The organism is Ruegeria sp. BHSB056 (assembly GCF_059613305.1).
Genome location: NZ_JBXWSG010000034.1, coordinates 13,201 through 36,150 on the forward strand (window position 1 = coordinate 13,201; position 22,950 = coordinate 36,150).

Genomic DNA, 22,950 nt, shown 5'->3' on the forward strand with positions numbered 1-22,950 from the left:
TCGATCCTTCGAGGGGGCGTTTTTCGTTTCACGTCTGCGCGGACTGCGGTGTCGGATTAAACAGGTCAAAGCCTATGGCTGAATCCTTCAGGACCTTCCAAACCTGATAATCCGTGAAATATCCTGTGTGACCACCGGGCTCGACCGGAATGTTGCGGTTTGCGGAAATCAGACCGCCTTCAATCTCGGTCCCTACAAAGTCATCCTGCCTGAAGATGTTGAACCATGCGGCGTTCAGGTTTTTGGGAACGACTGTGAACATCTCGGGAAAATAGCGCTGATAAATATGGGTCACAGGACAGCCCATCGTAATCAGCGTCAGGGTGCGCCCATTGATAAGCTTTTGCACGCGTGGATCAGCCAGCATTTGCGTGGCAATCACGGTGCCTTGTGAATGTGAGATCACCGTGACGTGGTCCGCGGCAAAGATATCCACCACATAATGCAGCGCACGATAAAATCGTTCATCAATCGCCTTGCGATCCGGATAATTGCGCAGCCTCGTTTTCAGGTCCGCTGTCAGTAAACACTTGTCGCGAATGGCATAGGTGACGATGTCCCGTGCCACACCCAGCCCTGCTGCGACGAAATCGGAAAAGCGGTACATCAATGCTGTTGCACCCAGGACGATCAGGCCAATCTCGCCCTGTTTGCTTGCCAGTTTGTTCAGAACCCGGCCAATCAGGTTGCAATTGTCCGTTCCGATTTGGCACAGGGGATCGACGTGCTGGCTCAACGCGATTTCTCGGATAGTGACCATCGCCAGTACGATTGCACCGAACAAAAAGACCCATTGTGCAAAACGATTGAGGATGGCGCGGCTGATCAGCCCGTCGCGGATATGTAGGTTCGCCTTCAGCCTTCTGCGACCGGCAAACAGGCCAACACCGACAAACGCAAGCAGGACAATTGCCGCGAAGGCAACACTGAGTGTTTCGATGGAGTCACTGAGGAAATTGTCAAAAAGACCGGTCAGTTTTCCATCCGACAGCCCCGGAATCGTGTCGAGCATTTCCCGCAGCATTAGCCACAACCCGGAAATGAAGAACATCCAGAACACCAACATGCCTGCACATATGCTGGGGTACAGCCGCCTGTGCTCTTTCAGATTGTCTGCCTGAACCTTTTCATCAAGGCTGGTCGCAGAAAGCACGTACAAAATGATTGTCATGAAGATCAGAGAAGCCCAGAAAAACGCGAGCAGGTAGACCTGAAAAGCTACAAACTGCTCCAGCGCCGAAGGGCAAACCGGGCTGTCCTGCAAGGGTGTGCAGGCTCGGATTTCCAGACCAAGCGGACCAATGATCAGGCAGATCAGCAGCAAGAACCCCATCCCGAAAATGCCGCGCCAGAATACGCGTCTCAGATAAGTCGGGGCTGTAAAACTGCGCCTTAGTCCGTATGCGGCCCCTCCGGCGTAAAGCGTGAACAAGAGCCAGAACAGCAGGATCGTGCTTTGAAAGAAGATCCCGGGAACGCGATCAACCATAACGGCTATGGCACCGATCAGAAGATAGGCATTCAGGGTCGCAACTGTGCCAAAGAATATCCACGTAAATAGATGTACCAGCCGCGCGGCCAAAGTGTTCCTGCCGTTGGCTTGGTCCGAGGCCACATCCGCGCGGCTATGCGTTTGTTCGGCATTGTCCATGGCCAGATAACCCAGCGCGAGAACAACCCAGATCAGGTCCAATGCTGTCTTAATGGCTCCTTTCGGGGCAGGCGAGCGGTCGGCCCAGAAAACCTCGGCAAACATGGCCTCGTCCTGCGGTGCTGACGGTTTCGTCACCTTGCGCAGGTTGACCGGGAATAGTTTTGCGCTTCGGGGCGTGCCGTCGAAGGTTGTTTCGGCCAGTTCGATCATCCCGCGCTGAACCTCAATCGGGGGTTCGGGATTGCCATCCAGCCAGGTTGTCGCGGCCCCGACAACCTGATCGACGGTCTCACCGGGTATTTGTTCGCCAATTCCGTGAACCGTCAGGATCAAATGACGACCCATCTCATGCTCCAAATCTCTTTTTGACAATGCAGCCAAGCTAACATGATTGCGGCATTTCGCAAAATCCGCGTGTCGCGCAGACCCCCGTGGCTTCGCCACTTGAACTTGGAGGATTGATCTGAAACCGTCAGCCCATGGCGATGATTGCAGTTGATACTCAGTTCGGAAGACTTGGGATCGAGGAAACGGATGGTGCCCTCACGCGGCTGGTCTGGGACGGCGAGGACGACGGCGAGCCGACCGCTCTGCTGCGCGAGGCGGCGGCGCAGTTGGCGGCCTATGACGCTGGGCGGCTTGCCCGTTTCGATCTGCCCTACCGCATTCATGGATCGCAGTTTCAAAGACAGGTCTGTGATCTTATGTATGCCATTCCCTTGGGTGAAACGCGCACCTACGGGGATATCGCCAAGGCGTTGGGGCAACCGGCGCAGCCGGTCGGTCAGGCCTGCGGGGCAAACCCGATCCCCGTTATTATTCCCTGCCACCGGGTGCTTGCCGCCAATGGGCTGGGCGGGTTTTCCGGGTGCGGCGGGATCGAGACAAAGGTTGCACTGCTAAGGCATGAACGGGCGGCGGGTCTTTTGATCTGAGCCTCGAAATTCGGTTGCAATCCGGTTCTGGGAAGCACAACTTATATCCGTTGTTGAATTTGAAGGATCGCATTGAATGAGCACCGAAAAAGATCGCGCAGCCAAAAAGAAGGCCATTATCGACCGGTTGATGTCGCTTGAGGCGGAGGAGCTTGCAACGGCGCAGGCCCATTACGATGCGTTTCTGAAGGATGCCCAACTGGACGACCGGGAAGGCCACGACAAGGATGACATAGCCGCATCGCGCGAAAATGCCGATTTGGCGGCTGCGTTTGACGCGCCTGTTCATGCGCATCATGCCAAGATCGATGTGATCGAGAATACCGATTTTGGTCTGACAGATACAGTTAGGCCGGGATCGGTGATCAGGTTCAACAACCGCAGCTTTGTTGTCTGTGTTTCGACGACCCGGTTCGAAGTGGGCGGAGATACGTATATGGGGATTTCGACGCAAAGCCCGATCTATCTGGCCATGGCTGGTCTGCGCGCAGGTGACGTCTTTACCCATAATGGCACTGAATTCGAGGTTCAGGACGTTCTTTGAACCGGGTCCGGCAGCGCTCGTATCAGGTACGGCGCTGCGGCACCACCTGCTGTGCGATACCTGCAAATGTCAGGTACAGACTGGCGAGGACCAGACCCCAGTGGGCCCAGCTTTCGGGATGAAAATCGACCCATGCGGCCCAGCCCGCAAAGAACGTCCACGCAAGGGCGACCGGCAAGGTCAGACTGCGCCAACGCTCGGTGCGCACGGGGTGAACGAATTTCAAAGGCAGAAACATCGCAAGCGACAACAGCGTGACCAGCAGCAGGATGATCCAGAAATTGGGCTCCAGCGCGAAGATCACGACAACGAACATGTTCCAGCATCCGGGAAAGCCTGAAAAGGAATTGTCCTTGGTTTTCATGCGAGTGTCCGCGAAATACATCGCGCTGGCGAAGGTGATGACGATGATTGCGAACCAGCCGGTCCATCCATCCATCAATCCGGACTTGAACAACGCAAAGGCCGGGATGAACACATAGGTCAGATAATCGATGATCAGATCCAGCAAGACGCCGTCAAACTCGGGTGCGTTTTTCTTGACGTGATAGTGCCGCGCCAACGGGCCATCGATGCCATCAACAACGAAGGATACGACCAGCCAAAGGTACATGAGGCTCCATTTCTCTTCCACGGCGGCCAGCATGGCCAGCATTGCGAAGACGGCGCCCGTGGCAGTGAAGAGATGTACGGCAAGAGCTTTGAATCTGAGTGTCATGCTAGGGTCATGACCGATGCACGCCAGAGATGCAAACCAAAAGCCCGAGGTTTCTGTTCAATGTGTCAGTCACGCCTTTGGATGCGCACGGTTGTAGACTTCCATAAGCCGTGCAGTATCCACGGCGGTATAGGTCTGTGTGGTTGACAATGAGGCGTGCCCCAACAGTTCCTGAATGGCCCGAAGATCTCCTCCGGCGGACAACAGATGGGTGGCAAAGCTGTGTCGCATGGCATGAGGTGTGGCGGTTGAAGGTAGCCCCAGTTGCATCCGTGCCTTGGCCATGACGCCTTGAATCGCGCGCGGGTTCAGCGGGCCGCCACGAGCGCCCCGGAACAAGGCTGCGTCCTTCGCTTGCGGGTGGGGGCAAAGCTGAAGATACCGGTCAACCGCGTCTCGGGCAGCTGGAAGAACCGGGACGACCCGCTCCTTGCCGCCCTTCCCGACAATGCGCAACGTCTCGGGCAGGGGCGCGTCTGCACCGGTCAGAGACAAGGCCTCAGATATCCGCAGGCCGCATCCATAAAGCAGGGTGACAACCGCAACATCACGGGCCGCAACCCAGTCGGACACAGATTGCAGCTCGACCGTGTCAATCATGGCGCGCGCGGCGTCTTCGGCCAGAGGGCGGGGCAGTTTCTTGGTGAATTTGGGCGCGCGGGTCGACAGAACGGCGGTGGGTTCAAACCCCTCTCGCTCGGCCAGCCAACGATAGAAGCTTTTGACAGCAGAAAGCTTGCGCGCCAGGGATCGCGCGCCAATATCCCCGTTGCGCTGATCCGCCATCCAGGCGCGCATGTCCGCCACGGTGATCCGTTCCAGCGCCTTCAGCCCCTGCCGCTCCGCGTGATGCAGGGTCATGAAAGACAGGAACTCGGTGACATCGCCGCGATAGGCGGTTTGCGTGTTTTGCGACCGCCCCGCCAGCGCGCCCAGAGTGTCCAGCCAGTGCTGGAGCGCGTCGCGGCAGGCGGGTGAGATCAGGTTCACGACAGCCAGTGGCGCATCGAGCGTTCGAATACGCCGGAAAAGAAGGTTAAAAGATCGGTGCCGAGTTGCGGTGTGAAATGCCGCGGATCACGGGCCCCCATGACGATCATGCCCGGCAGGCGACCCGGACCGAGATCCAGCTTCAGGCAGGCTTCCGAGCGCAACTGATCCGCCAGCGCGCCGAAAACACGTCGGTTTGGCTGATGAGTTTCGCGCAAGGTCACGTCGCGGACAGGGCCGCCGCGACCGTTCGTCAGGTATTGGTTGATAAAGCCGGGCTCTGCGATCGTCAGAACGCCTCCAAGCCTGTCGACAGCAGGATCGTTCTGAACCACGGTGGTTTCCAGAACCAGCGTGATATGGTCAACCCGCAGGATATTCGCGACATCAGTGCCAAGGGCACGCAGGAAATCCTCGAATTCGACCGGTTCCAGCAGGCGCAAAATCGCGCGGTGAACCTGATTGGTGCCTGCAAGGTTTTCATAGGCCGCCGCGATGACCGAGCGGTGGGTATCTTCCAGCCGGTCCAATCGCGCCTCAAGCCGCTGCATGGCAATGCCGCGCAGATCGATCACATTATCACCCCGGGCGCGTTCGTTCGCGGCCACAAGGGCTTGCATCAGGTCCTTGTCGTCCAGAACGACGTCGGGCTCGGCCAGAATTGCCGCGCGGAGATTATCCTCGAGTTTGGGATTGCTGCTCATGTCCTGTCCGGTCTTTTTTTGTTGGGCGGCTTATAACATGCCGAACCGGATTTGCCTTGGGAAAAATGCACGCAAGAGTGGATTTCCCCGGATGCTGTGGCGGATAGGCTCCCGCCTGCCACGCCTGATCGCAGATCAGGCTTTGGGCCGTTGGGCCGGGCGCGGCGCCTGATGGCGCCGCGCGGTTGCAAACCAGATCAGAGGATTTTCTGACCGGTTTTGGCCCAGTCTGCCAGAAAGGTTTCCAGACCTTTGTCGGTCAGCGGGTGATCGGCCAGTTTCTTGATCACGGCTGGCGGCGCGGTGATGACATCGGCACCAATGCGGGCACTTTCGGTGACGTGGTTCACGGTGCGGATCGAAGCGGCCAGAATTTCGGTTTCGAACCCGTAATTGTCATAGACCTGACGGATGTCGGCGATCAGATCCATGCCATCCAGGTTGATATCGTCCAGACGGCCGATGAAGGGCGAAATGAAGGTCGCACCCGCTTTTGCAGCCAGAATCGCCTGATTGGTCGAAAAGCACAGGGTGACGTTGACCATCTGTCCTTCGTCGCTGAGCGTCTTGCAGGTTTTCAGACCGGCCCATGTCAGCGGAACCTTCACGGCGATATTCGGGGCAATCTTGGCCAGCTTGCGGCCCTCGGCGATCATGTCATCAGCTTCGGTGGCGACAACTTCGGCGGAAACGGGACCGTCGACCAGATCGCAGATCTCTTTGGTCACTTCCAGAATGTCGCGGCCTGATTTCAGAATCAGCGAGGGGTTGGTGGTCACGCCGTCCACCATGCCCAGGTCGTTCAGTTCAGCGATGGCGTCGATCTCGGCAGTGTCTACGAAGAATTTCATGAGGGCAGTCCTTTGATGGGTTGGCCTTGGTCGCGGATGGCTTTACCTCAAAGAGAGCCATGCTGGAACCCCCTGCAAAGGATATGCTGTGAGCGCTAACGGATTTTTCGACGAGGGAGAGCTGATTGCGGTGCTGACAACGCAGCCGCTGGACCGGACGTTGGATTACAAAGCGCCGGAAGGAGGATGCTTTCTGGGTGCGTTTGTCGAGGTGCCACTTGGTCCGCGCAAGGTGTTGGGGGTTGTCTGGGGGCCGGGGCAGGGTGGATTCGATCTGAACAAGGCGCGGTCGGTGATCCGTGTGCTTGACGTTGCGCCCATGCGCGAGGAAATGCGGGCATTCCTCGGCAAGGTTGCCGACTACACCCTGACGCCAATGCCCGCGATGTTGCGATTGGCGACCCGCGCGCCGGGGCTGGGTGACCCACCGTCCATGCGCAAAATCTATCGTTTGGGAGCTTCCCTGCCAGACCGGATGACCGACGCCAGAACCCGTGTACTTGACGTGTTGCGCGACTATGGTGGGCTGGCATTTACATTAAAGGAACTGGCGGAACAGGCCGGGGTAACTTCGTCCGTTGTCAAAGGCTTGGTCAAGCAAGGCGCGGTTCGTGAAGAAGACAGCCCGCGCGACCTGCCGTTTCCACGTCTTGATCCCGACTTACCGGGAAAAGTTCTGACCGAAGATCAGGCAAGTGCGGTTGCGCAGCTTCGCGCCGGGCAACGGACGGGGAAATACGGAACGACGCTGCTGAAAGGCGTGACGGGTTCCGGCAAGACCGAAGTCTATCTGGAGGCCGTGGCCGAAGCGCTGCGCATGGGGCGGCAGGCGCTTGTCCTTTTGCCGGAAATTGCGCTGACCGCAGAGTTCCTGACACGGGTTGAGGCGCGGTTTGGCGCGCGCCCTGCCGAGTGGCATTCGGGCGCGACCATGACTGAACGCAGGCGGGTCTGGCGGATGGTTGGGCAGGGGGAAGCTCAACTGGTTGTTGGCGCGCGGTCAGCCCTGTTTCTGCCATTTCGCGATCTGGGGCTGGTCGTGGTGGATGAGGAACACGACACCTCGTACAAACAGGAAGACGGGGTGCATTACAGCGCGCGAGACATGGCGGTCCTGCGGTCGGCCATCTGCGGCGCGCGGGTGATTCTGGCCAGCGCAACCCCCTCGCTGGAAAGCTGGGCGAATGCCGAGGCAGGTAAATATGATCGGATCGACCTGACTTCGCGTTTCGGCGCGGCGGTATTGCCCGAGATGAAGCCCATCGACATGCGGGCCGAACAGATGCAGGCCGGAACGTGGATATCTCCGGCTTTGCGGCAAGCGGTGCAGCAGCGGATCGAGAAAGGCGAACAGTCGCTGCTGTTCATAAACCGCCGTGGCTATGCGCCGGTTACCCTGTGCCGTGCGTGCGGAGAACAGATCGCCTGCGACCATTGCGACGCGCGCATGGTGGAACACAGGTTCCTGAAGCGTTTGATGTGCCACCAATGCGGTGAGACCAAGCCGATGCCCGAGATCTGCCCTTCTTGCGGGGTCAAGGGCAAGCTGGCCCCGGTGGGGCCGGGCATTGAGCGTTTGGCCGAAGAGGCCGAGGCGACCTTCCCCGAGGCCAAGATTGCCATGCTGAGTTCTGATCTGTTCGGCTCAGCCCGGGCACTAAAGGCCAAGATCGAAGAGATTGCGGCAGGGGATGCCGATATCGTCATCGGAACGCAGTTGGTGGCCAAGGGGCATAACTTTCCCAAGCTGACATTGGTGGGGGTAATCGATGCGGATCTCAGCCTGCATGGCGCAGACCTGAGGGCCGCTGAACGAACATTTCAGCTGATGCGACAGGTTGCGGGGCGTGCCGGTCGGGCTGAAAAACCAGGGCAGGCGCTGTTACAGACTTTTCAGCCGGAACATCCGGTGATCCGGGCGATTCTGTCGGGTGATGAGGAAGGGTTCTGGAAAGCTGAGGCAGCGGGTCGGCAAGCGGCCGGTGTGCCGCCCTATGGTCGCATGGCCGGGATCGTGTTGTCGGGGCCCGAGGTCGGCCCGGTTTTCGATATCGGCAATGCAATGGCCCGCAACGATGCGCCCTTGCGCGCGATCGATGCTCAGGTCTTTGGCCCCGCGCCTGCACCCATTGCGCGTATACGCGGCCGCCACAGAGTGCGCTTGTTGGTGAAAGCCCCGAAAGGGGCGCCGATTCAGGATGCCATTGCCCGCTGGATCGCCCCATTGCGTCTCAAGGGTGATATTCGCCTGACCGTCGATATCGACCCACAAAGTTTTTACTGACCTCTGCATCTGTGCAGGGTGATTGTGCGCAGACCGCTTCCCTCTCGCCAAAGCAGTGAAATGGGCGTAGAGGACTCTCATGCTGAAACCCATGCCCCTTGCCGAGGCGCAGAGCCTTCCGTTCTGGCGTCGTCCTGTCACGCTTCTGTTCGTGATGGCCTTGACCATGCCCATCGCGTTCAACGCGTGGAGCGCGCTGTTGAACAACTTCGTCATTGAGGCAGCGAATTTCGACGGGGCCGATATCGGCCTGCTGCACACGGTGCGCGAGATTCCGGGCTTTCTGGCGGTCGGCGTGATTGCCGTCATCATTTTCATTCGCGAGCAGGTGCTGGCCATGATCTCGCTGATGATGCTTGGGATCGCAACAGCTTTGACGGCCTGGTTCCCAAGCCTTGGCGGATTGTTGTTCGTGACCTTGTTCAGTTCAATCGGGTTTCACTACTATGAGACTGTGAACCAGTCGCTTCAGCTGCAATGGCTTCCCAAGGATCGCGCACCGCAGGTATTGGGGTGGCTGGTCGCTATGGGCTCGGCAGCAACGATGGTGGTGTACGGGCTGATCGTTCTGACCTGGGAGCGGTTCGATCTGTCCTACAACTTTGTCTTCATGGCTGCTGGCGGTGCAACAGCTTTGCTGGCCCTGTTTTGCCTGTTCGCCTTCCCGCAATTCGATGCCCCCACACCGCAAACAAAGAAACTGATCGTACGCCGTCGATACTGGTTGTATTACGCGCTGCAATTCATGGCGGGTGCGCGGCGACAGATTTTTGTCGTGTTTGCCGGGTTCATGATGGTTGAGAAGTTCGGCTTTGAAGTGCATGAGCTGACCAGCCTGTATTTGATCAACCTGATGATCAACATGATGGTTGCTCCGTTGCTGGGTAAAGCGGTGGCCAGGTTTGGCGAACGGCGTACGTTGATCTTTGAATATACCGGTCTGGCAGTCGTGTTCGCGGCCTATGGTGGCATCTACTGGTTTGGCTGGGGCGTGCTGTTGGCGGCGACACTCTATGTCATCGACCATGTGCTGTTCGCGCTGGCGCTTGCACTGAAAACCTATTTTCAGAAAATCGCCGATCCGGCGGATATTGCGCCAACTGCCGCAGTCGCGTTCACGATCAACCATATCGCCGCGGTTTTCTTGCCCGCGTTGCTGGGTTTGCTCTGGGTCGTGTCGCCAGGTGCTGTGTTTGGCCTTGCGGCGGCGATGGCGGTCGTTTCTCTGCTGTTGTCCCTGCTGGTTCCGCGCCACCCGGAACCGGGCAATGAGACCGTCCTGAGCAAATACGCGCCAGCCCCGGCGGAATAGGCCGCAAAGCTTGACGTTGGCGACGCACCGTCCTACGCGCAGTGCCAACTGACACAGGAGTTCCGGATGCCCACATTCACTGCGCTGACCACGCTGACAGGTAAGAAAGCCGCCGAAGGTCTGGGCGAAGCGATGGAGCGTCTGGAGCCTGAACCCACTGGCGTCGGTGTGTTCGAGGTCGAAGACGGCTCGGGCCTGTGGGAAGTGGGTGGATACTTCACCGAAACCCCGGACGAGACCGCATTGGCTGTTTTGGCAGTTGCTTTTGAAGCCAAACCATTTGTTGTGTCGGAATTGCCTGAAACCGATTGGGTGGCCCATGTCCGGCGCGAGCTTGCCCCGGTTCAGGCGGGCCGCTTTTTTGTTTATGGCAGCCACGATGCCGACAAGCTGCCCGACGGTCGCATTCCATTGCTGATCGAGGCGGCAATGGCCTTTGGCACCGGACATCATGGCACCACGCTGGGATGTCTGAAAGCTCTGGACCGGTTGTTGGATGAAGGGTTCAGTGCCTCGAAAGTAGCGGATATCGGTTGCGGCACGGCGGTTCTGGCCATGGCCGCAGCCCGGGTATGGGACGGCGATTTCATTGCCAGCGATATCGACGAGGTGGCCGTTGAGGTGGCCGAAGCCAACCTGAAGGCAAACGGTATGTCCGGCACGGTTCAGTGTGTTGAAGCCGCAGGTTTCGACCATCCCGACCTCAAGGCGCACGCGCCATACGATCTGATCTTTGCCAATATCCTCAAAGGGCCTTTGGTGGCTTTGTCACCCGAAATGGCAGCGAATCTCCGCCCAGGTGGGCACGCGATCCTGTCGGGAATCCTTAACGAACAGGCCGATGACGTGGTCTTCGTTTATTCACAAAACGGGTTCAATCAGACCTATAGGGCCGAGATTGGTGAGTGGACGACCCTAATTTTAACCAAACAGGGCGCGAATTAGGCCATTTGCAGGAGTTTTATAGGTTTTTGCCACGTTTTTGTCGCAATCTCTTTTTACCGTTTTCTGAATGAAGTCGAGGGGGGCGGTTTTTTGGAGGCTGCCATGACGGGTAAACAACTGGAGTTCGATCAGCGCGTAAGTCGCCTGAACAAGAAACACCAAAAAATGAGCCGTGGCTATCGCGCGACGATGCGCAAGGATGGCCTGGTGGTAATGAAGCCGCAGCGGGTGAGCTCGGCGGTGCCAGCAAAGGTACTGTTGCTTACGCTTGTGGGTTTCTTCGCCTTCAAAGCATTTCTTTTGTCCCACCTTGGCCCGACTGGCTATCAATATCGGATCGACAGCCTGAACGAAGGAACGCCGGTCGAAAAAGCCGGTGCCTGGGTGATGCAAATCGATCCTGTGTCGCAAGCCCTCGCCGCTCAGCTGAACAAAGTTTTCTACTAATCCGCTCCCTCGGATTAAAAAAACACCGCGTACCCTTATGGTGCGCGGTGTTTTTGTGTGCCCCTCAAGGGAGGAGGAAGGGGCAAATAAGCGTAGTGGCCGGTTCTTAGCGGCGACCTTCGGCGATGGAGTCGATGTCACCACGGCACAGGCCGATATCATCCAGTTCGCGGTCGGTCAGACCGGTCAGCGCGTTGCGGGTTACGCGGGCGTCATTCCATTCAACTGCGGCGTTAACGGCCGATACGAAAAATGCGCCGATACGGCCAACAAGGCCGAACGAGCCAGTGGTAGCGACGCGGGTTGTGTCCAGTGCAGCCATATCCTGTTTCCTTCTGGTTAGTGTTCACATTGCATTTCTGCGATCTGCCGGGCATCTAGTGCTGTAACTTCGTCCGCACAAGTTCAGTTTTTGCATGTGTCCTATGCGTTTTCTGCAAGGCTTCACGAAGCTGTAACCCCCTTTAACAATTGGTGAAAAAGCCTTTGGGAAAGTGTCGAATTCAGACTTCACTGGGTCGCAAAACGCGCTCGAAGTCGCGCCTGAGACACGCGTGTCGTTTTTAGCCCTGGGGTCAATTCGCTTGGAAAATGTTCACGCTTCGTGCTAGGCGTTGAAAAAAGATCACACAACCCGAGCAGGCCGAGGCAAAATATGCGAATTCTGGGCATCGATCCGGGGCTTAGAACCCTGGGATGGGGCGTCATCGAATCAAATGGCAGCCGCCTGAGCCATGTGGCCAATGGATTGTGCAAATCGGATGGGGACGATCTGGGCGAGCGGCTGCTGTCGCTTCACAATCAGATTGTCGAAGTTATTGCGGATCACAGGCCCGATCAGGCCGCTATCGAACAGACATTCGTGAACAAGGACGGGGCCGGAACTCTCAAGCTTGGGCAAGCGCGTGGCGTGGCGTTGCTGACGCTGGCACAGGCTGGTCTGCCGGTGGGCGAATATGCCCCCAACCGGGTTAAAAAGACCGTGGTGGGTGTGGGCCATGCCGAGAAAGAGCAGGTTTTGCATATGGTCAAACTGCAATTGCCGGGTTGTTTGCCGAAAGGGGCCGACGCGGCGGATGCACTGGCGATTGCAATCTGCCACGCCTATTACGGAAAGACGCAACAAGCGCGTGTGAAAGAGGTGCGGGCATGATCGGCAAACTGACGGGGCGGCTGGATTACCGCGCGGCGGACCATGTGCTGATCGATGTCCGGGGCGTCGGCTATCTTGTCTATTGTTCCGACCGGACCTTGGCGGCGTTGCCGGGGGTGGGCGAGGCGGTCTCGATCTACACCGACATGGTTGTCCGCGAAGACCTGATGCAGCTTTACGGGTTTCTGTCGCTTGTCGAGAAAGAGTGGCACCGCCTGCTGTGCTCGGTCCAGGGGGTCGGCGCCAAGGTGTCGCTGGCGATCCTGAGTGCACTGGGGCCCGACGGTGTCAGTCGCGCAATTGCCCTTGGGGACTGGGGTGCGGTCAAGGCGGCCAAGGGCGTCGGGCCAAAAACCGCCCAGCGGATCGTGTTGGACCTCAAGGATAAGGCACCCGGCGTGATGGCCATGGGCGGCACGATTGCTCAGGCGATGGACGCGCCGGAACTCGAGGTTGTTGAATCGAATGACACTACGCCCGCGCCGAGACCTGTTTCGAAACCGCCATCGGGTGCCGCGGCCGCGTCTGCCGGGGCGTTGTCGGCGTTGGCCAACCTTGGATATGGGCCGTCCGAGGCGGCAGGTGCCGTGGCTGAAGCGGCTGCCAGTCAGCCGGATGCGGACGAGGCTGATCTGATCCGCGCGGCCCTCAGGCTGTTGGCTCCGAAAGGGTAAGTGAATGGTTGAAGCTGATCCCACCCTGCGCCCGGAACCCCTGCCGGAAGACAATGACCGCGCTTTGCGTCCTCAGGGGCTGGATGAATTCATTGGTCAGGCTGAGGCGCGCGCCAACTTGCGCATCTTTATCCAGTCTGCCCGGCAACGCGGCGAGGCGATGGACCACACCTTGTTTCACGGACCTCCGGGGTTGGGTAAGACGACCCTCGCGCAGATCATGGCGCGTGAATTGGGGGTGAACTTCCGCATGACCTCGGGCCCGGTTCTGGCCAAGGCGGGGGATCTGGCGGCGATCCTGACCAATCTTGAATCGCGTGACGTGCTGTTCATTGATGAGATTCACAGGCTCAACCCGGCGGTGGAAGAAGTGCTGTACCCGGCGATGGAAGATTTCGAGCTGGATCTTGTTATTGGTGAAGGTCCTGCTGCGCGCACCGTTCGGATCGAATTGCAGCCATTCACGCTGGTGGGGGCCACCACGCGGATGGGTCTGCTGACAACGCCTTTGCGTGACCGGTTTGGTATCCCGACCCGGCTTCAGTTCTACACGGTCGATGAATTGCACGAAATCGTTACCCGGAACGCGCGGAAACTGGGCGCGCCCGCGGATAACGATGGTGCGCGCGAAATCGCACGCCGGTCGCGCGGAACGCCGCGTATCGCCGGGCGATTGCTGAGACGCGTTGTGGATTTCGCCATTGTCGAAGGGGACGGGCGGATCACACGGGACCTAGCCGATGGTGCCTTGACCCGTCTCGGCGTCGATAATCTGGGTCTTGATGGTGCAGACCGGCGGTATCTGAAGCTGATTGCCGAAAACTATGCGGGCGGCCCGGTGGGGATTGAAACCCTGTCTGCCGCGCTGTCCGAAAGCCGCGACTCGCTTGAGGAAGTGATTGAGCCGTATTTGCTGCAACAGGGGCTGATCCAACGTACTCCGCGTGGGCGGATGTTGGCGCAGAAGGCGTGGACGCATCTTGGGATGGCCGCGCCCAAGCGGCAAAGTGATCTGTTCGGTTGAAGCCAGCGCGCTTAGATTTTATGCCTTTCGGCGAGAGTATTTTTAAAAAAGATGAAGGGCTGGCGGTGACACCGGAAGAAATTGAAGCGCTGTTCACACGCGAAAGCGGCGAGTTTCTGTTTGCGCGTTGGGGGCGGCCAATTGTTCCGATCGTTTTCGGCGTCGAAGACGAGACGCTGGCCACCGTAAAGGGGGCTTTCGAAGCTGTTGTCACGCTGGCCGTTCACCAAATGGCCGAGACGGACCCTGAGCTTGGCGCGAACTGCATGGTTTTCTTTTTCCGGGACTGGCAGGAACTGCTGGAGGTACCGGACCTTGATCGCTTGATCCCGGATCTGGAACCTTTGGTTGCACGGCTGGTCGCGGCAGATGCAAACCAGTACCGCATTTTCCGGTTCGAAGAAGATGGCGCGATCCGCGCGGCGTTTGTTTTTCTGCGCATGGACAAGGAATTGTCCAAGGTTCCGGCGGAAACCCTTGCGCTCAATCAGGTCGTGCAGACCATCTTGCTCTGGTCGGACACTGCATTTCGCAATCAATCGCCACTGGCAATCGCAGGTAAGGCGACGATCCTGCGTCCCGACATCGCGGCCTTGATCCGGGCGGCCTATGATCCGGTTTTGCCACGGGCGGCACAGGATGCCTCGCACGCGTTAAGGCTGTTTGCCCGACTGGAGGCGTTGCAATGAAACACACCTACCCCATCCGCGTGTATTATGAAGACACCGACATGGGTGGGGTTGTCTATTACGCGAACTACCTGCGCTATATCGAACGCGCGCGCTCGGACTGGGTGCGTAATCTGGGCAATGACCAAAACGCTATGCGGGACGAGGGCATTGTTTGGGTCGTGCGGCGGGTCGAGGCCGAGTATCTGGCGCCTGCAAGGTTTGATGATGAATTGATCGTTGAAACCGAGGTCACCGAAATCTCGGGCGTGCGTCTGACTATGGCGCAGCTTGTTCGTCGCGGTGAGACCGAAATATTTCGTGCATCTGTCACGGCCGTTTGCATCAATAAAGCGGGCAAGCCGATCCGATTGCCGGCAGAGATTCGCGCATTGATGTAACAATTTGCGGACCATGGGTGGTTCTGTTGGCTTTTCATGACCAACTGAGATAGCGTTTGGCAAAACAAGGCCAAACGAACGGCCATCAGGCAAAACAAAGAGCAGGTTCATGGAAGCTGAAACGCTGGCGCTGGCGCAGGAGATCGACTTCTCCATGTGGGGGCTGTTTGCCCGTGCGACCTTTATCGTCAAACTGGTGATGCTGGTACTTACCGGCGCATCCATCTGGTCCTGGGGGATCATCATTCAGAAGCTGATCAACTATCGCGCGGCCCGACGCGAGGCGCAGGTTTTTGATGAAAGCTTCTGGTCGGGCAACCCGTTGGATGAGTTGTTCGAGCAGATCGGAACCCAGCCGGATGGCAGCTCGGAAAAAATCTTTGCATCAGGTATGATCGAATGGCGCAGGTCGCATCGCAATGATGGCGGGCTGATTGCCGGGGCAACCGCGCGGATCGACCGGTCGATGGATGTCGCCATCGCGAAAGAGGCGGAAAACCTGCAAAAAGGGCTTCCCATTCTGGCGACCGTTGGCTCCACGGCTCCGTTTATCGGGCTGTTTGGCACCGTTTGGGGCATCATGAATGCATTCATCGAGATTGCCGAACAGCAAAACACCAACCTTGCCGTTGTGGCCCCCGGTATTGCCGAGGCGTTGATGGCGACAGGGTTGGGCCTTTTGGCGGCGATCCCGGCGGTGATTTTCTATAACAAACTCAGCGCTGATAGTGACCGGATCGTTGGCGGCTATGAAGCCTTTGCGGATGAATTCGCAACCATCCTGTCGCGCCAGTTGGACAGCTGACGATGGGCGCTGCGATCCAGCAATCTTCGAACGGCAATGGGCGCAGGCGTGGTCGGCGTCGCGGTCGCGCGCAGCCGATGGCCGAGATCAATGTGACGCCATTCGTGGATGTCATGCTGGTGTTGCTGATCATCTTCATGGTGGCCGCGCCATTGCTGACGGTTGGTGTTCCGGTCGATCTGCCCAAGACCGCCGCCAGCGCGCTGCCCGGCGACAATGAAGAGCCTTTGACCGTGACCCTGACCGCAGACGGCCGCGTGCAGATCCAGACCACCGATGTGTTGCGCGAAGAATTGATTGGCAAGCTGCGTGCCATTGCGGCAGAGCGGAGCAGTGACCGGGTTTTCCTGCGGGCCGATGGCGCAATCCCTTACGCACAGGTGATGCAGGTCATGGGTGCGCTGAACGCGGGCGGGTTTTCCAACGTTGGCCTTGTGACCGATACCGGCGGGCCGACGCTGGATGAAGGTGGAGAGTGAGGTCGCACGGTGGATACCGGCACCAAGATTTCAGCGATTGCGCATGTCAGCCTGATCGGATGGGCGATGTTCGGCGGTACCTTCCGGTCCGAACCGTTGCCGATGGCTGTGCAGGATGTCTCAGTGATCACTGCTGAACAATTCGCGGCCATGACAGCCCAGCGGGATGCGCCGGAACTCCCCGAAGTGCCGACCGCGTTGCAGCAACCGCACGAGCCGGAGGCTGTGACCAAGCCGCCGGAACCCAAGATTGACGAACAGCCCCGCCCTGAACCTGTTGCACCGGCTGAACCAGAACCAGAACCAGAGCCCATCATCGTGGAAGCGACGCCAGAACCCGAGGTTCCTGACGAGCCTCCGGTTCTGACTGAACCTCAGGTCGAACCTGTTGCACAGCCTGCGCCGACCGGTCCGGAGGCACAGCCGCGCCCATCAGACCGAGTCGCGCCCGAGGCGATAGCTCCGCCACCGCCCGAGGCAAAGCCTGATGATTTTGAAACGCCTCCGGTATCCCTGGATGAAGGCGCAGAGGTTCAGCAAGAACAACAGGATCGGACCGCGCCGCAAGAGGCAGCCCCGGAGATTGTGACCGAGGCCGAGGAAGCCAAGGAACAGTCGCCCCTGACATCTCCGCGGCCGCGCGTGCGTCCAAACCGGCCAAACCCGCCACCCGAACCCGCTGTGGCCAAAACGCCTGAGGCGACCGCGGAACCGGAAAAACAAACCGATGAAACGGCAATCAACGACGCCCTGGCCGAAGCCTTGGGCAGCGGGTCCGAACCTTCTGGCCCACCGCTGACCAGCGGAGAGAAAGACGCGATGCGACTGGCTGTCTCTGGATGTTGGAATGTGGGTTCCTTGTCCACGGATGCGCTGAACACTGTGGTTGTTGTTGCGTTCTCACTGAACCGCGATGGTACGGTCGTCGGCGGCAGTGTTCGGATGCTGGACAGCTCTGGCGGCTCGGCAGGAGCCGTTAAACAGGCCTACGAGGCCGCGCGACGCGCTATTTTGCGCTGCGGGGCCAAAGGATATGATTTGCCTGCTGACAAATACGAACATTGGCAGGATGTTGAGATTACATTTAACCCCGAGAGGATGCGGATCAAATGATGAAGCTTCTGACCAGCCTCTTTGTCGGCCTGACACTGATGTCTGCGCCGGTTTATGCACAGAACGGGCCTTTGCGTCTGGAACTGGATGAGGGGATTATCGAACCCTTGCCCTTTGCCGTTCCGAATTTTGTGCCGGACAGTCCGGCCGCAGCACAGTTCGCGCAGGATATCTCGCGCGTGGTGGCGGCTGACCTGACCGGGACCGGGTTGTTCCGCGAAATCTCCTCGGATGCGTTCATCAGCCGGGTCAGCAGCTTCGAAGCTCCGGTTCAGTTTGCGGATTGGAAGGCGATCAACGCTGACGCGCTGATCACGGGCGCTGTCAATGTGTCCGGTCAGAAACTGACGGTTCGGTTCCGGGTGTGGGATGTGTTTTCGGGTCAGGAACTGGGCAATGGCCTTCAACTGGCAGGTACCACAGACGGGTGGCGACGCATGGCGCATAAGGTGGCCGATCAGGTCTATAGCCGGATCACAGGTGAAGGCGGTTATTTTGACAGCCGCGTTGCCTTTGTTTCGGAAAGCGGGCCGAAGGACCAGCGCCTGAAGCGCTTAGCGATCATGGATTACGATGGCGCGAATGTGCAGTACATGACTGACAGCGCCGCAATCGTTCTGGCGCCCCGGTTCTCGCCCACCGGTGACCGGCTGCTTTATACAAGTTATGAAAGCGGCAGCCCGCGCATATACGTGACTGAAGTCGGGCGCCCGAAACCGCGGGAACTGAAGACGCAGGACGGGACGATGAGCTTTTCGCCACGGTTCTCGCCGGATGGCCGGTCGATTGTCTATTCGCTGATTCAGGGCGGCAATACCGACCTGTGGAAGATGGATATCGCCTCGGGGCAAAGTACGCGCCTGACCAACACGCCTGCAATTGAAACGGCCCCCAGCTATTCACCTGATGGCAGCCGGATCGTCTTTGAAAGCGACCGCTCCGGCACGCCGCAATTGTACGTGATGGCAGCAAACGGTGGCGAGGCCACGCGGATCAGCTTTGGCGCGGGCCGCTATGGTACCCCGGTCTGGTCACCGCGCGGCGACCTGATCGCCTTTACCAAGCAGAACCAGGGCCGGTTCCATATCGGCGTGATGCGCATCGACGGGTCAGAAGAACGTTTGCTGACAGCCTCTTTCCTGGATGAAGGCCCCACGTGGTCGCCCAATGGCCGGGTCATCATGTTTACCCGCGAAACGCAGGGGGCCAGTGGTAGGGCATCGCTTTACTCGGTGGATATCTCGGGCAGGAACCTGCGCCCGGTACGTACACCGGACGGCGGCAGCGATCCGTCCTGGGGTCCATTGCAGAATTGATCGCAGCAAAGTTCACAACAAATCGTCCCTGTGGTAGACAGGCGGCAATAAACATAACACGAGGCACCTGAAATGAACGTATTGAGCAAAGTTCTGGCGCTGGGCGCGCTGAGTGTGATCACCGCCTGCACAAACAATGACCCCTCTGCCTTGGGTGGCGGTAGTGGCAGTGGCGTAGGATCCATTGTCCCCGGATCACCGAGTGATCCACGCTCACCCGCGTATTTCCAGCAAACGGTCGGGGACCGTGTCCTGTTTGCCGTTGACCAGTCGACGCTGTCGCCCGAGGCGCAAACGGTGTTGCAGGGGCAGGCGGACTGGCTGCTGGCCAATCCGGATTTTGTCGCAACGATCGAAGGTCACGCTGATGAGCAGGGCACGCGGGAATACAACCTTGCACTGGGCGCACGCCGGGCGAACGCTGCGCGTGAGTACCTAATTTCGCGGGGCGTCGCGGGCAGCCGCCTGAACACCGTGAGCTATGGCAAGGAACGCCCGATCGAGATTTGCAGCACCGAGGAATGTTATTCCAAGAACCGTCGTGCAGTAACGGTTCTGACCGGGTCAACTCTGGGGTAAGATGATGCGCATTGCAGGATGGGTTTTGGCGGTGGTTGTGGCGACGGCTGGTGTTGCACAGGCACAGGATCAACAAACCCTTGCGGATATCCGTCAGGAACTGACGGTGCTACACGTGGAGATTCAGCGTTTGAAGCGCGAGTTTTCCACTACGGGTTCGCCCGCACCAAACCTGTCCGGCAGTTCGGTCCTTGAACGGGTGGATGCCATCGAGGCCGAATTGCAGCGCCTGACCCGCCAGACCGAGCAATTGAACCAGCGGGTGCAGAACATTGTCACTGACGGCACCAACCGAATCGGTGACCTTGAGTTCAGGCTGGTTGAACTGGAAGGCGGCGATTTGTCGACGTTGGGTGAGACCTCGACACTTGGTGGTGACACGGCCACTGTCATAACCGGGCCAACAAGTATCGAAACGCCAACGGCAACTGATCATGGTGAACTGGCCATAGGTGAACGCGCTGATTTTGACGCAGCCTCGCAAGCGTTGGCCGATGGCGATTTCCAGACTGCTGCCACGTTGTTTGCGCAGTTTGAAACAAGCTATCCCGGCAGTCCGCTGGCGCCCGAAGCCAACCTGAAACGCGGTCATGCCCTAGAAGGGATTGGCGACACACGCGAAGCGGCCCGGGCATTTCTGGCCAGCTTCACGGGTGATTCCGAGGGCGCGTTTGCACCCGAGGCGCTGTACGAACTGGGCGCGGCGCTTGGCCGTTTGGGACAGACCGATCAGGCCTGCATCACGCTTAATGAGGTCGGAGTACGCTTTCCTTCTGCGCCAGAGTTTTCGAACGCCACGCAGGAGATGACCGCGTTGGGATGTACTTGAGCCATCACTCCGGCAAACTACTTGCAGACCTTCGCGCCCGGCTACCCGAAACACTTCCGCGCAAGTTGGGGATTGCCGTTTCGGGAGGCGGGGATTCCGTCGCCTTGATGCATCTTTTGCATCAGGTGGCGCAGGATGAGGCCATCACCCTTTTCGTTGCCACGGTCGACCACGGGTTGCGACCCGAATCCGCGCGCGAGGCCGAAACGGTATCCCGGCAGGCTGCTGCGTTGGGGATGTCTCATGATACGCTGCGTTGGTCGGAATGGGACGGAACCGGCAACTTGCAGGACCGGGCACGTCAGGCGCGGTATGATTTATTATCCGAATGGGCAAAGGGCCGCGGAATCGATGCCATTGCGTTGGGCCACACCGCAGATGATCAGGCGGAAACACTGTTGATGCGGCTGGGCCGATCATCCGGGGTCACGGGCCTGTCCGGCATGTCGGCTATTCGGAAACAGCGGGGTCTGACGTTGCTGCGTCCGATGCTGGGGATCACCCGTGAACAGCTGCGCACCCATCTGACTGAGACTGGCGTGGCATGGGTGGACGATCCTTCGAATCAGGATGCCCGTTTCGATCGGATCAAGGCGCGCGAAGCTTTGGGTGGGCTGGAACCTTTGGGAATTGATGCGCGTTCATTGTCCCGAGTGGCGGACAATCTGGCGCAGGCACACACGGCACTTGGCGTCTGTGCGCAAGAATCCGCAGGGTCCGTGGCGCAGGTCGATCAAAGTGACGTGAGGGTGAACCGGGCCGGATTTGCCGCGTTGCCCCTTGAGATTCGGCGTCGTGTCCTGCTGGGAATCCTCTCATGGATTGCCGGGTCGGGTTATCCCCCGCGTCAGGCGGCAGTGGATCGGGCGATGGATGCAGTTGCGAATGGGCAACCGGCGTCAGTGGGCGGTTGTCTGATTGTTCCACAAGGCGGGAGTGTTTGGATTTGCAGGGAATTTAATGCCGTGAAATCTCAGATGGCGGCGCCCGGTGCTGTGTGGGATGGCAAATGGCGGGTCAGTGGACCCGCAACAATGGGCGCAGAAATCCGTGCTTTGGGGGGTGAGGGGTTGCAACAGGTGCCCGAGTGGCGTGCAACCGGACGTCCCAGGATAGCTTTGACGGCGACGCCTGCGGTTTGGAATGCGGACAGGGTGCTGGCCGCCCCGCTTGCGGGTCTTGCGAATGGTTGGCAGGCTAGGCTTGCGTCAGATTGGCCCGAGTTCCACGCATCTTTTTTATCGCATTGAACATACGACAATCCTCTCTATTTTAAGAGGTAACTTGGCAGCGTCTCACCTGCCGGAACTTTTAGGAGAATTTCCTTGGGCAACGCTCGCAATATCGCGTTTTGGGTCGTTTTGTTCCTGCTCATTCTTGCACTGTTCAATCTGTTCAGTGGACCGGGCGGAACGCTTCAGAGCAACGAGAAAACCTATTCCGACTTTGTCGGTGCCGTCCAAAGCGGTGAAGTCAAGAACGTGACCCTGGATGGTGAACAGATTCGCTATACCATGCAAAGCGGTGCAAGCTATGTCACGATCAAACCCGGCGACGCCGAAGTGACCAAGCTTCTGATCGAGGAAAACATCCCCGTTCAGGCTGTAAAGCAACAGCAATCAGGGTTTCAGTCATTCCTGATCACGCTGCTGCCTTTCCTGTTACTGATCGGTGTCTGGGTCTATTTCATGAACCGGATGCAGGGCGGTGGCAAAGGTGGCGCGATGGGCTTTGGCAAATCCAAGGCCAAGATGCTGACTGAAAAGCATGGCCGCGTGACCTTTGACGATGTTGCCGGTATCGACGAGGCCAAGGAAGAGCTGGAGGAGATTGTCGAATTCCTGCGCAACCCGCAGAAGTTCAGCCGCCTTGGTGGCAAGATTCCCAAGGGCGCGCTGCTGGTTGGCCCTCCGGGTACCGGTAAGACGCTGTTGGCCCGTGCCATTGCGGGTGAGGCAGGCGTGCCGTTCTTCACCATCTCGGGTTCGGATTTTGTCGAAATGTTCGTTGGTGTCGGTGCGTCCCGCGTGCGCGACATGTTCGAGCAAGCGAAAAAGAATGCACCCTGTATCGTGTTTATCGACGAGATTGATGCTGTGGGCCGCCATCGTGGCGCCGGATATGGCGGTGGCAATGACGAGCGGGAACAAACGCTCAACCAGTTGCTGGTCGAAATGGACGGGTTTGAGGCCAACGAAGGTGTAATCATTCTGGCGGCGACAAACCGCAAGGACGTTTTGGACCCTGCGCTGCTGCGACCGGGCCGGTTCGACCGTCAGGTCACAGTCGGCAACCCGGACATCAAGGGCCGCGAGAAAATTCTGGGCGTTCACGCACGTAAGACGCCGCTGGGCCCGGATGTTGATCTGCGCATCATCGCGCGCGGTACGCCGGGCTTTTCGGGTGCGGATTTGGCCAACCTCGTGAACGAGGCTGCGTTGATGGCCGCGCGCGTGGGCCGTCGCTTTGTCACCATGGAAGATTTTGAAAACGCCAAGGACAAGGTGATGATGGGGGCCGAGCGC

Annotated in this window: 25 protein-coding genes; 19 read left to right on the forward strand and 6 right to left on the reverse strand. The window is 58.7% G+C overall.

Annotation, left to right across the window (positions count from 1 at the left end; genetic code table 11):
- Positions 1 to 28: 28 nt before the first annotated feature.
- On the reverse strand, positions 29 to 1,999 hold the full coding sequence (locus AC2FND_RS10445) for a hypothetical protein (protein ID WP_496769580.1): 1,971 nt from the start codon (positions 1,997 to 1,999) through the stop codon (positions 29 to 31).
- A 134-nt stretch (positions 2,000 to 2,133) separates the two neighbouring features.
- Between AC2FND_RS10445 and AC2FND_RS10450 the strand changes: the two genes are divergently transcribed.
- Complete coding sequence (locus AC2FND_RS10450; protein ID WP_496769582.1) at positions 2,134 to 2,589, forward strand: methylated-DNA--[protein]-cysteine S-methyltransferase; 456 nt, start codon at positions 2,134 to 2,136, stop codon at positions 2,587 to 2,589.
- A 76-nt stretch (positions 2,590 to 2,665) separates the two neighbouring features.
- Entirely contained in the window at positions 2,666 to 3,133 is a 468-nt protein-coding gene (locus AC2FND_RS10455) for a hypothetical protein (RefSeq protein ID WP_209505479.1), read from the forward strand.
- Positions 3,134 to 3,155: 22 nt separating this feature from the next.
- Here AC2FND_RS10455 and AC2FND_RS10460 read toward each other — a convergent pair whose 3' ends face one another.
- From AC2FND_RS10460 to fsa, 4 genes are all read right to left on the reverse strand, one after another.
- On the reverse strand, positions 3,156 to 3,851 hold the full coding sequence (locus tag AC2FND_RS10460; protein ID WP_209598201.1) for a CDP-alcohol phosphatidyltransferase family protein: 696 nt from the start codon (positions 3,849 to 3,851) through the stop codon (positions 3,156 to 3,158).
- Positions 3,852 to 3,920: 69 nt separating this feature from the next.
- Entirely contained in the window at positions 3,921 to 4,841 is a 921-nt protein-coding gene (locus AC2FND_RS10465; RefSeq protein ID WP_496769584.1) for a tyrosine recombinase XerC, read from the reverse strand.
- Positions 4,838 to 5,545: a DUF484 family protein gene (locus AC2FND_RS10470; RefSeq protein WP_209505485.1), complete on the reverse strand. Its 708-nt coding sequence runs from the start codon at positions 5,543 to 5,545 to the stop codon at positions 4,838 to 4,840. Before AC2FND_RS10470 ends, AC2FND_RS10465 begins: the two co-directional genes overlap by 4 nt.
- A 197-nt stretch (positions 5,546 to 5,742) precedes the next feature.
- The gene (gene fsa / locus AC2FND_RS10475) at positions 5,743 to 6,396 is read right to left on the reverse strand and encodes a fructose-6-phosphate aldolase (RefSeq protein WP_209505487.1); all 654 of its coding nucleotides are present in this window, start codon (positions 6,394 to 6,396) and stop codon (positions 5,743 to 5,745) included.
- An 88-nt stretch (positions 6,397 to 6,484) separates the two neighbouring features.
- Here fsa and AC2FND_RS10480 point away from each other — a divergent pair, with 88 nt between their 5' ends.
- The 4 genes from AC2FND_RS10480 to AC2FND_RS10495 all read left to right on the forward strand — a co-directional run bounded on the left by AC2FND_RS10480 (position 6,485) and on the right by AC2FND_RS10495 (position 11,384).
- Positions 6,485 to 8,680 (forward strand): primosomal protein N', encoded by a 2,196-nt coding sequence (locus AC2FND_RS10480; RefSeq protein WP_496769586.1) that lies wholly within the window; start codon positions 6,485 to 6,487, stop codon positions 8,678 to 8,680.
- 79 nt (positions 8,681 to 8,759) lie between these two features.
- Positions 8,760 to 9,992 (forward strand): MFS transporter, encoded by a 1,233-nt coding sequence (locus AC2FND_RS10485; RefSeq protein WP_496769588.1) that lies wholly within the window; start codon positions 8,760 to 8,762, stop codon positions 9,990 to 9,992.
- A 66-nt stretch (positions 9,993 to 10,058) separates the two neighbouring features.
- A complete protein-coding gene (locus AC2FND_RS10490) occupies positions 10,059 to 10,937 on the forward strand; it encodes a 50S ribosomal protein L11 methyltransferase (RefSeq protein ID WP_496769590.1) in 879 nt (292 codons plus the stop codon).
- 90 nt (positions 10,938 to 11,027) lie between these two features.
- Entirely contained in the window at positions 11,028 to 11,384 is a 357-nt protein-coding gene (locus AC2FND_RS10495) for a hypothetical protein (protein WP_496769591.1), read from the forward strand.
- A gap of 106 nt (positions 11,385 to 11,490) precedes the next feature.
- Here the strand turns inward: AC2FND_RS10495 and AC2FND_RS10500 are convergent, their stop codons facing one another.
- The gene (locus tag AC2FND_RS10500) at positions 11,491 to 11,706 is read right to left on the reverse strand and encodes a DUF1127 domain-containing protein (protein ID WP_267364114.1); all 216 of its coding nucleotides are present in this window, start codon (positions 11,704 to 11,706) and stop codon (positions 11,491 to 11,493) included.
- Positions 11,707 to 12,039: 333 nt separating this feature from the next.
- Here AC2FND_RS10500 and ruvC point away from each other — a divergent pair, with 333 nt between their 5' ends.
- The 13 genes from ruvC to ftsH all read left to right on the forward strand — a co-directional run.
- The gene (gene ruvC, locus AC2FND_RS10505) at positions 12,040 to 12,537 is read left to right on the forward strand and encodes a crossover junction endodeoxyribonuclease RuvC (protein WP_209598197.1); all 498 of its coding nucleotides are present in this window, start codon (positions 12,040 to 12,042) and stop codon (positions 12,535 to 12,537) included.
- Complete coding sequence (gene ruvA, locus AC2FND_RS10510; protein WP_496769593.1) at positions 12,534 to 13,211, forward strand: Holliday junction branch migration protein RuvA; 678 nt, start codon at positions 12,534 to 12,536, stop codon at positions 13,209 to 13,211. Before ruvC ends, ruvA begins: the two co-directional genes overlap by 4 nt.
- 4 nt (positions 13,212 to 13,215) lie before the next feature.
- Entirely contained in the window at positions 13,216 to 14,235 is a 1,020-nt protein-coding gene (ruvB, locus tag AC2FND_RS10515; RefSeq protein ID WP_209505511.1) for a Holliday junction branch migration DNA helicase RuvB, read from the forward strand.
- Between the two features lie 65 nt (positions 14,236 to 14,300).
- Complete coding sequence (locus tag AC2FND_RS10520; RefSeq protein ID WP_496769595.1) at positions 14,301 to 14,924, forward strand: hypothetical protein; 624 nt, start codon at positions 14,301 to 14,303, stop codon at positions 14,922 to 14,924.
- Complete coding sequence (gene ybgC, locus AC2FND_RS10525) at positions 14,921 to 15,304, forward strand: tol-pal system-associated acyl-CoA thioesterase (protein ID WP_496769596.1); 384 nt, start codon at positions 14,921 to 14,923, stop codon at positions 15,302 to 15,304. The genes AC2FND_RS10520 and ybgC overlap by 4 nt, the downstream gene beginning before the upstream one ends.
- Before the next feature lie 109 nt (positions 15,305 to 15,413).
- The gene (gene tolQ, locus AC2FND_RS10530) at positions 15,414 to 16,109 is read left to right on the forward strand and encodes a protein TolQ (protein WP_496769598.1); all 696 of its coding nucleotides are present in this window, start codon (positions 15,414 to 15,416) and stop codon (positions 16,107 to 16,109) included.
- A gap of 2 nt (positions 16,110 to 16,111) precedes the next feature.
- The gene (gene tolR / locus AC2FND_RS10535) at positions 16,112 to 16,588 is read left to right on the forward strand and encodes a protein TolR (protein WP_480483970.1); all 477 of its coding nucleotides are present in this window, start codon (positions 16,112 to 16,114) and stop codon (positions 16,586 to 16,588) included.
- A 9-nt stretch (positions 16,589 to 16,597) separates the two neighbouring features.
- A complete protein-coding gene (tolA, locus tag AC2FND_RS10540) occupies positions 16,598 to 17,701 on the forward strand; it encodes a cell envelope integrity protein TolA (RefSeq protein ID WP_496769600.1) in 1,104 nt (367 codons plus the stop codon).
- Positions 17,698 to 19,017, forward strand: a complete 1,320-nt coding sequence (tolB, locus tag AC2FND_RS10545) for a Tol-Pal system beta propeller repeat protein TolB (protein WP_496769601.1) — start codon at positions 17,698 to 17,700, stop codon at positions 19,015 to 19,017. The genes tolA and tolB overlap by 4 nt, the downstream gene beginning before the upstream one ends.
- 72 nt (positions 19,018 to 19,089) lie before the next feature.
- On the forward strand, positions 19,090 to 19,596 hold the full coding sequence (gene pal, locus AC2FND_RS10550) for a peptidoglycan-associated lipoprotein Pal (protein ID WP_496769603.1): 507 nt from the start codon (positions 19,090 to 19,092) through the stop codon (positions 19,594 to 19,596).
- A 4-nt stretch (positions 19,597 to 19,600) separates the two neighbouring features.
- Positions 19,601 to 20,425 carry a tol-pal system protein YbgF gene (ybgF, locus tag AC2FND_RS10555; protein ID WP_496769608.1) on the forward strand — a complete coding sequence of 275 codons (825 nt, stop codon included), beginning with the start codon at positions 19,601 to 19,603 and terminating at the stop codon, positions 20,423 to 20,425.
- A complete protein-coding gene (gene tilS, locus AC2FND_RS10560) occupies positions 20,416 to 21,675 on the forward strand; it encodes a tRNA lysidine(34) synthetase TilS (protein ID WP_496769605.1) in 1,260 nt (419 codons plus the stop codon). Before ybgF ends, tilS begins: the two co-directional genes overlap by 10 nt.
- A 75-nt stretch (positions 21,676 to 21,750) precedes the next feature.
- Positions 21,751 to 22,950 (forward strand): ATP-dependent zinc metalloprotease FtsH (ftsH, locus tag AC2FND_RS10565; protein WP_496769606.1); only part of this gene is annotated, 1,200 nt, incomplete at its 3' end.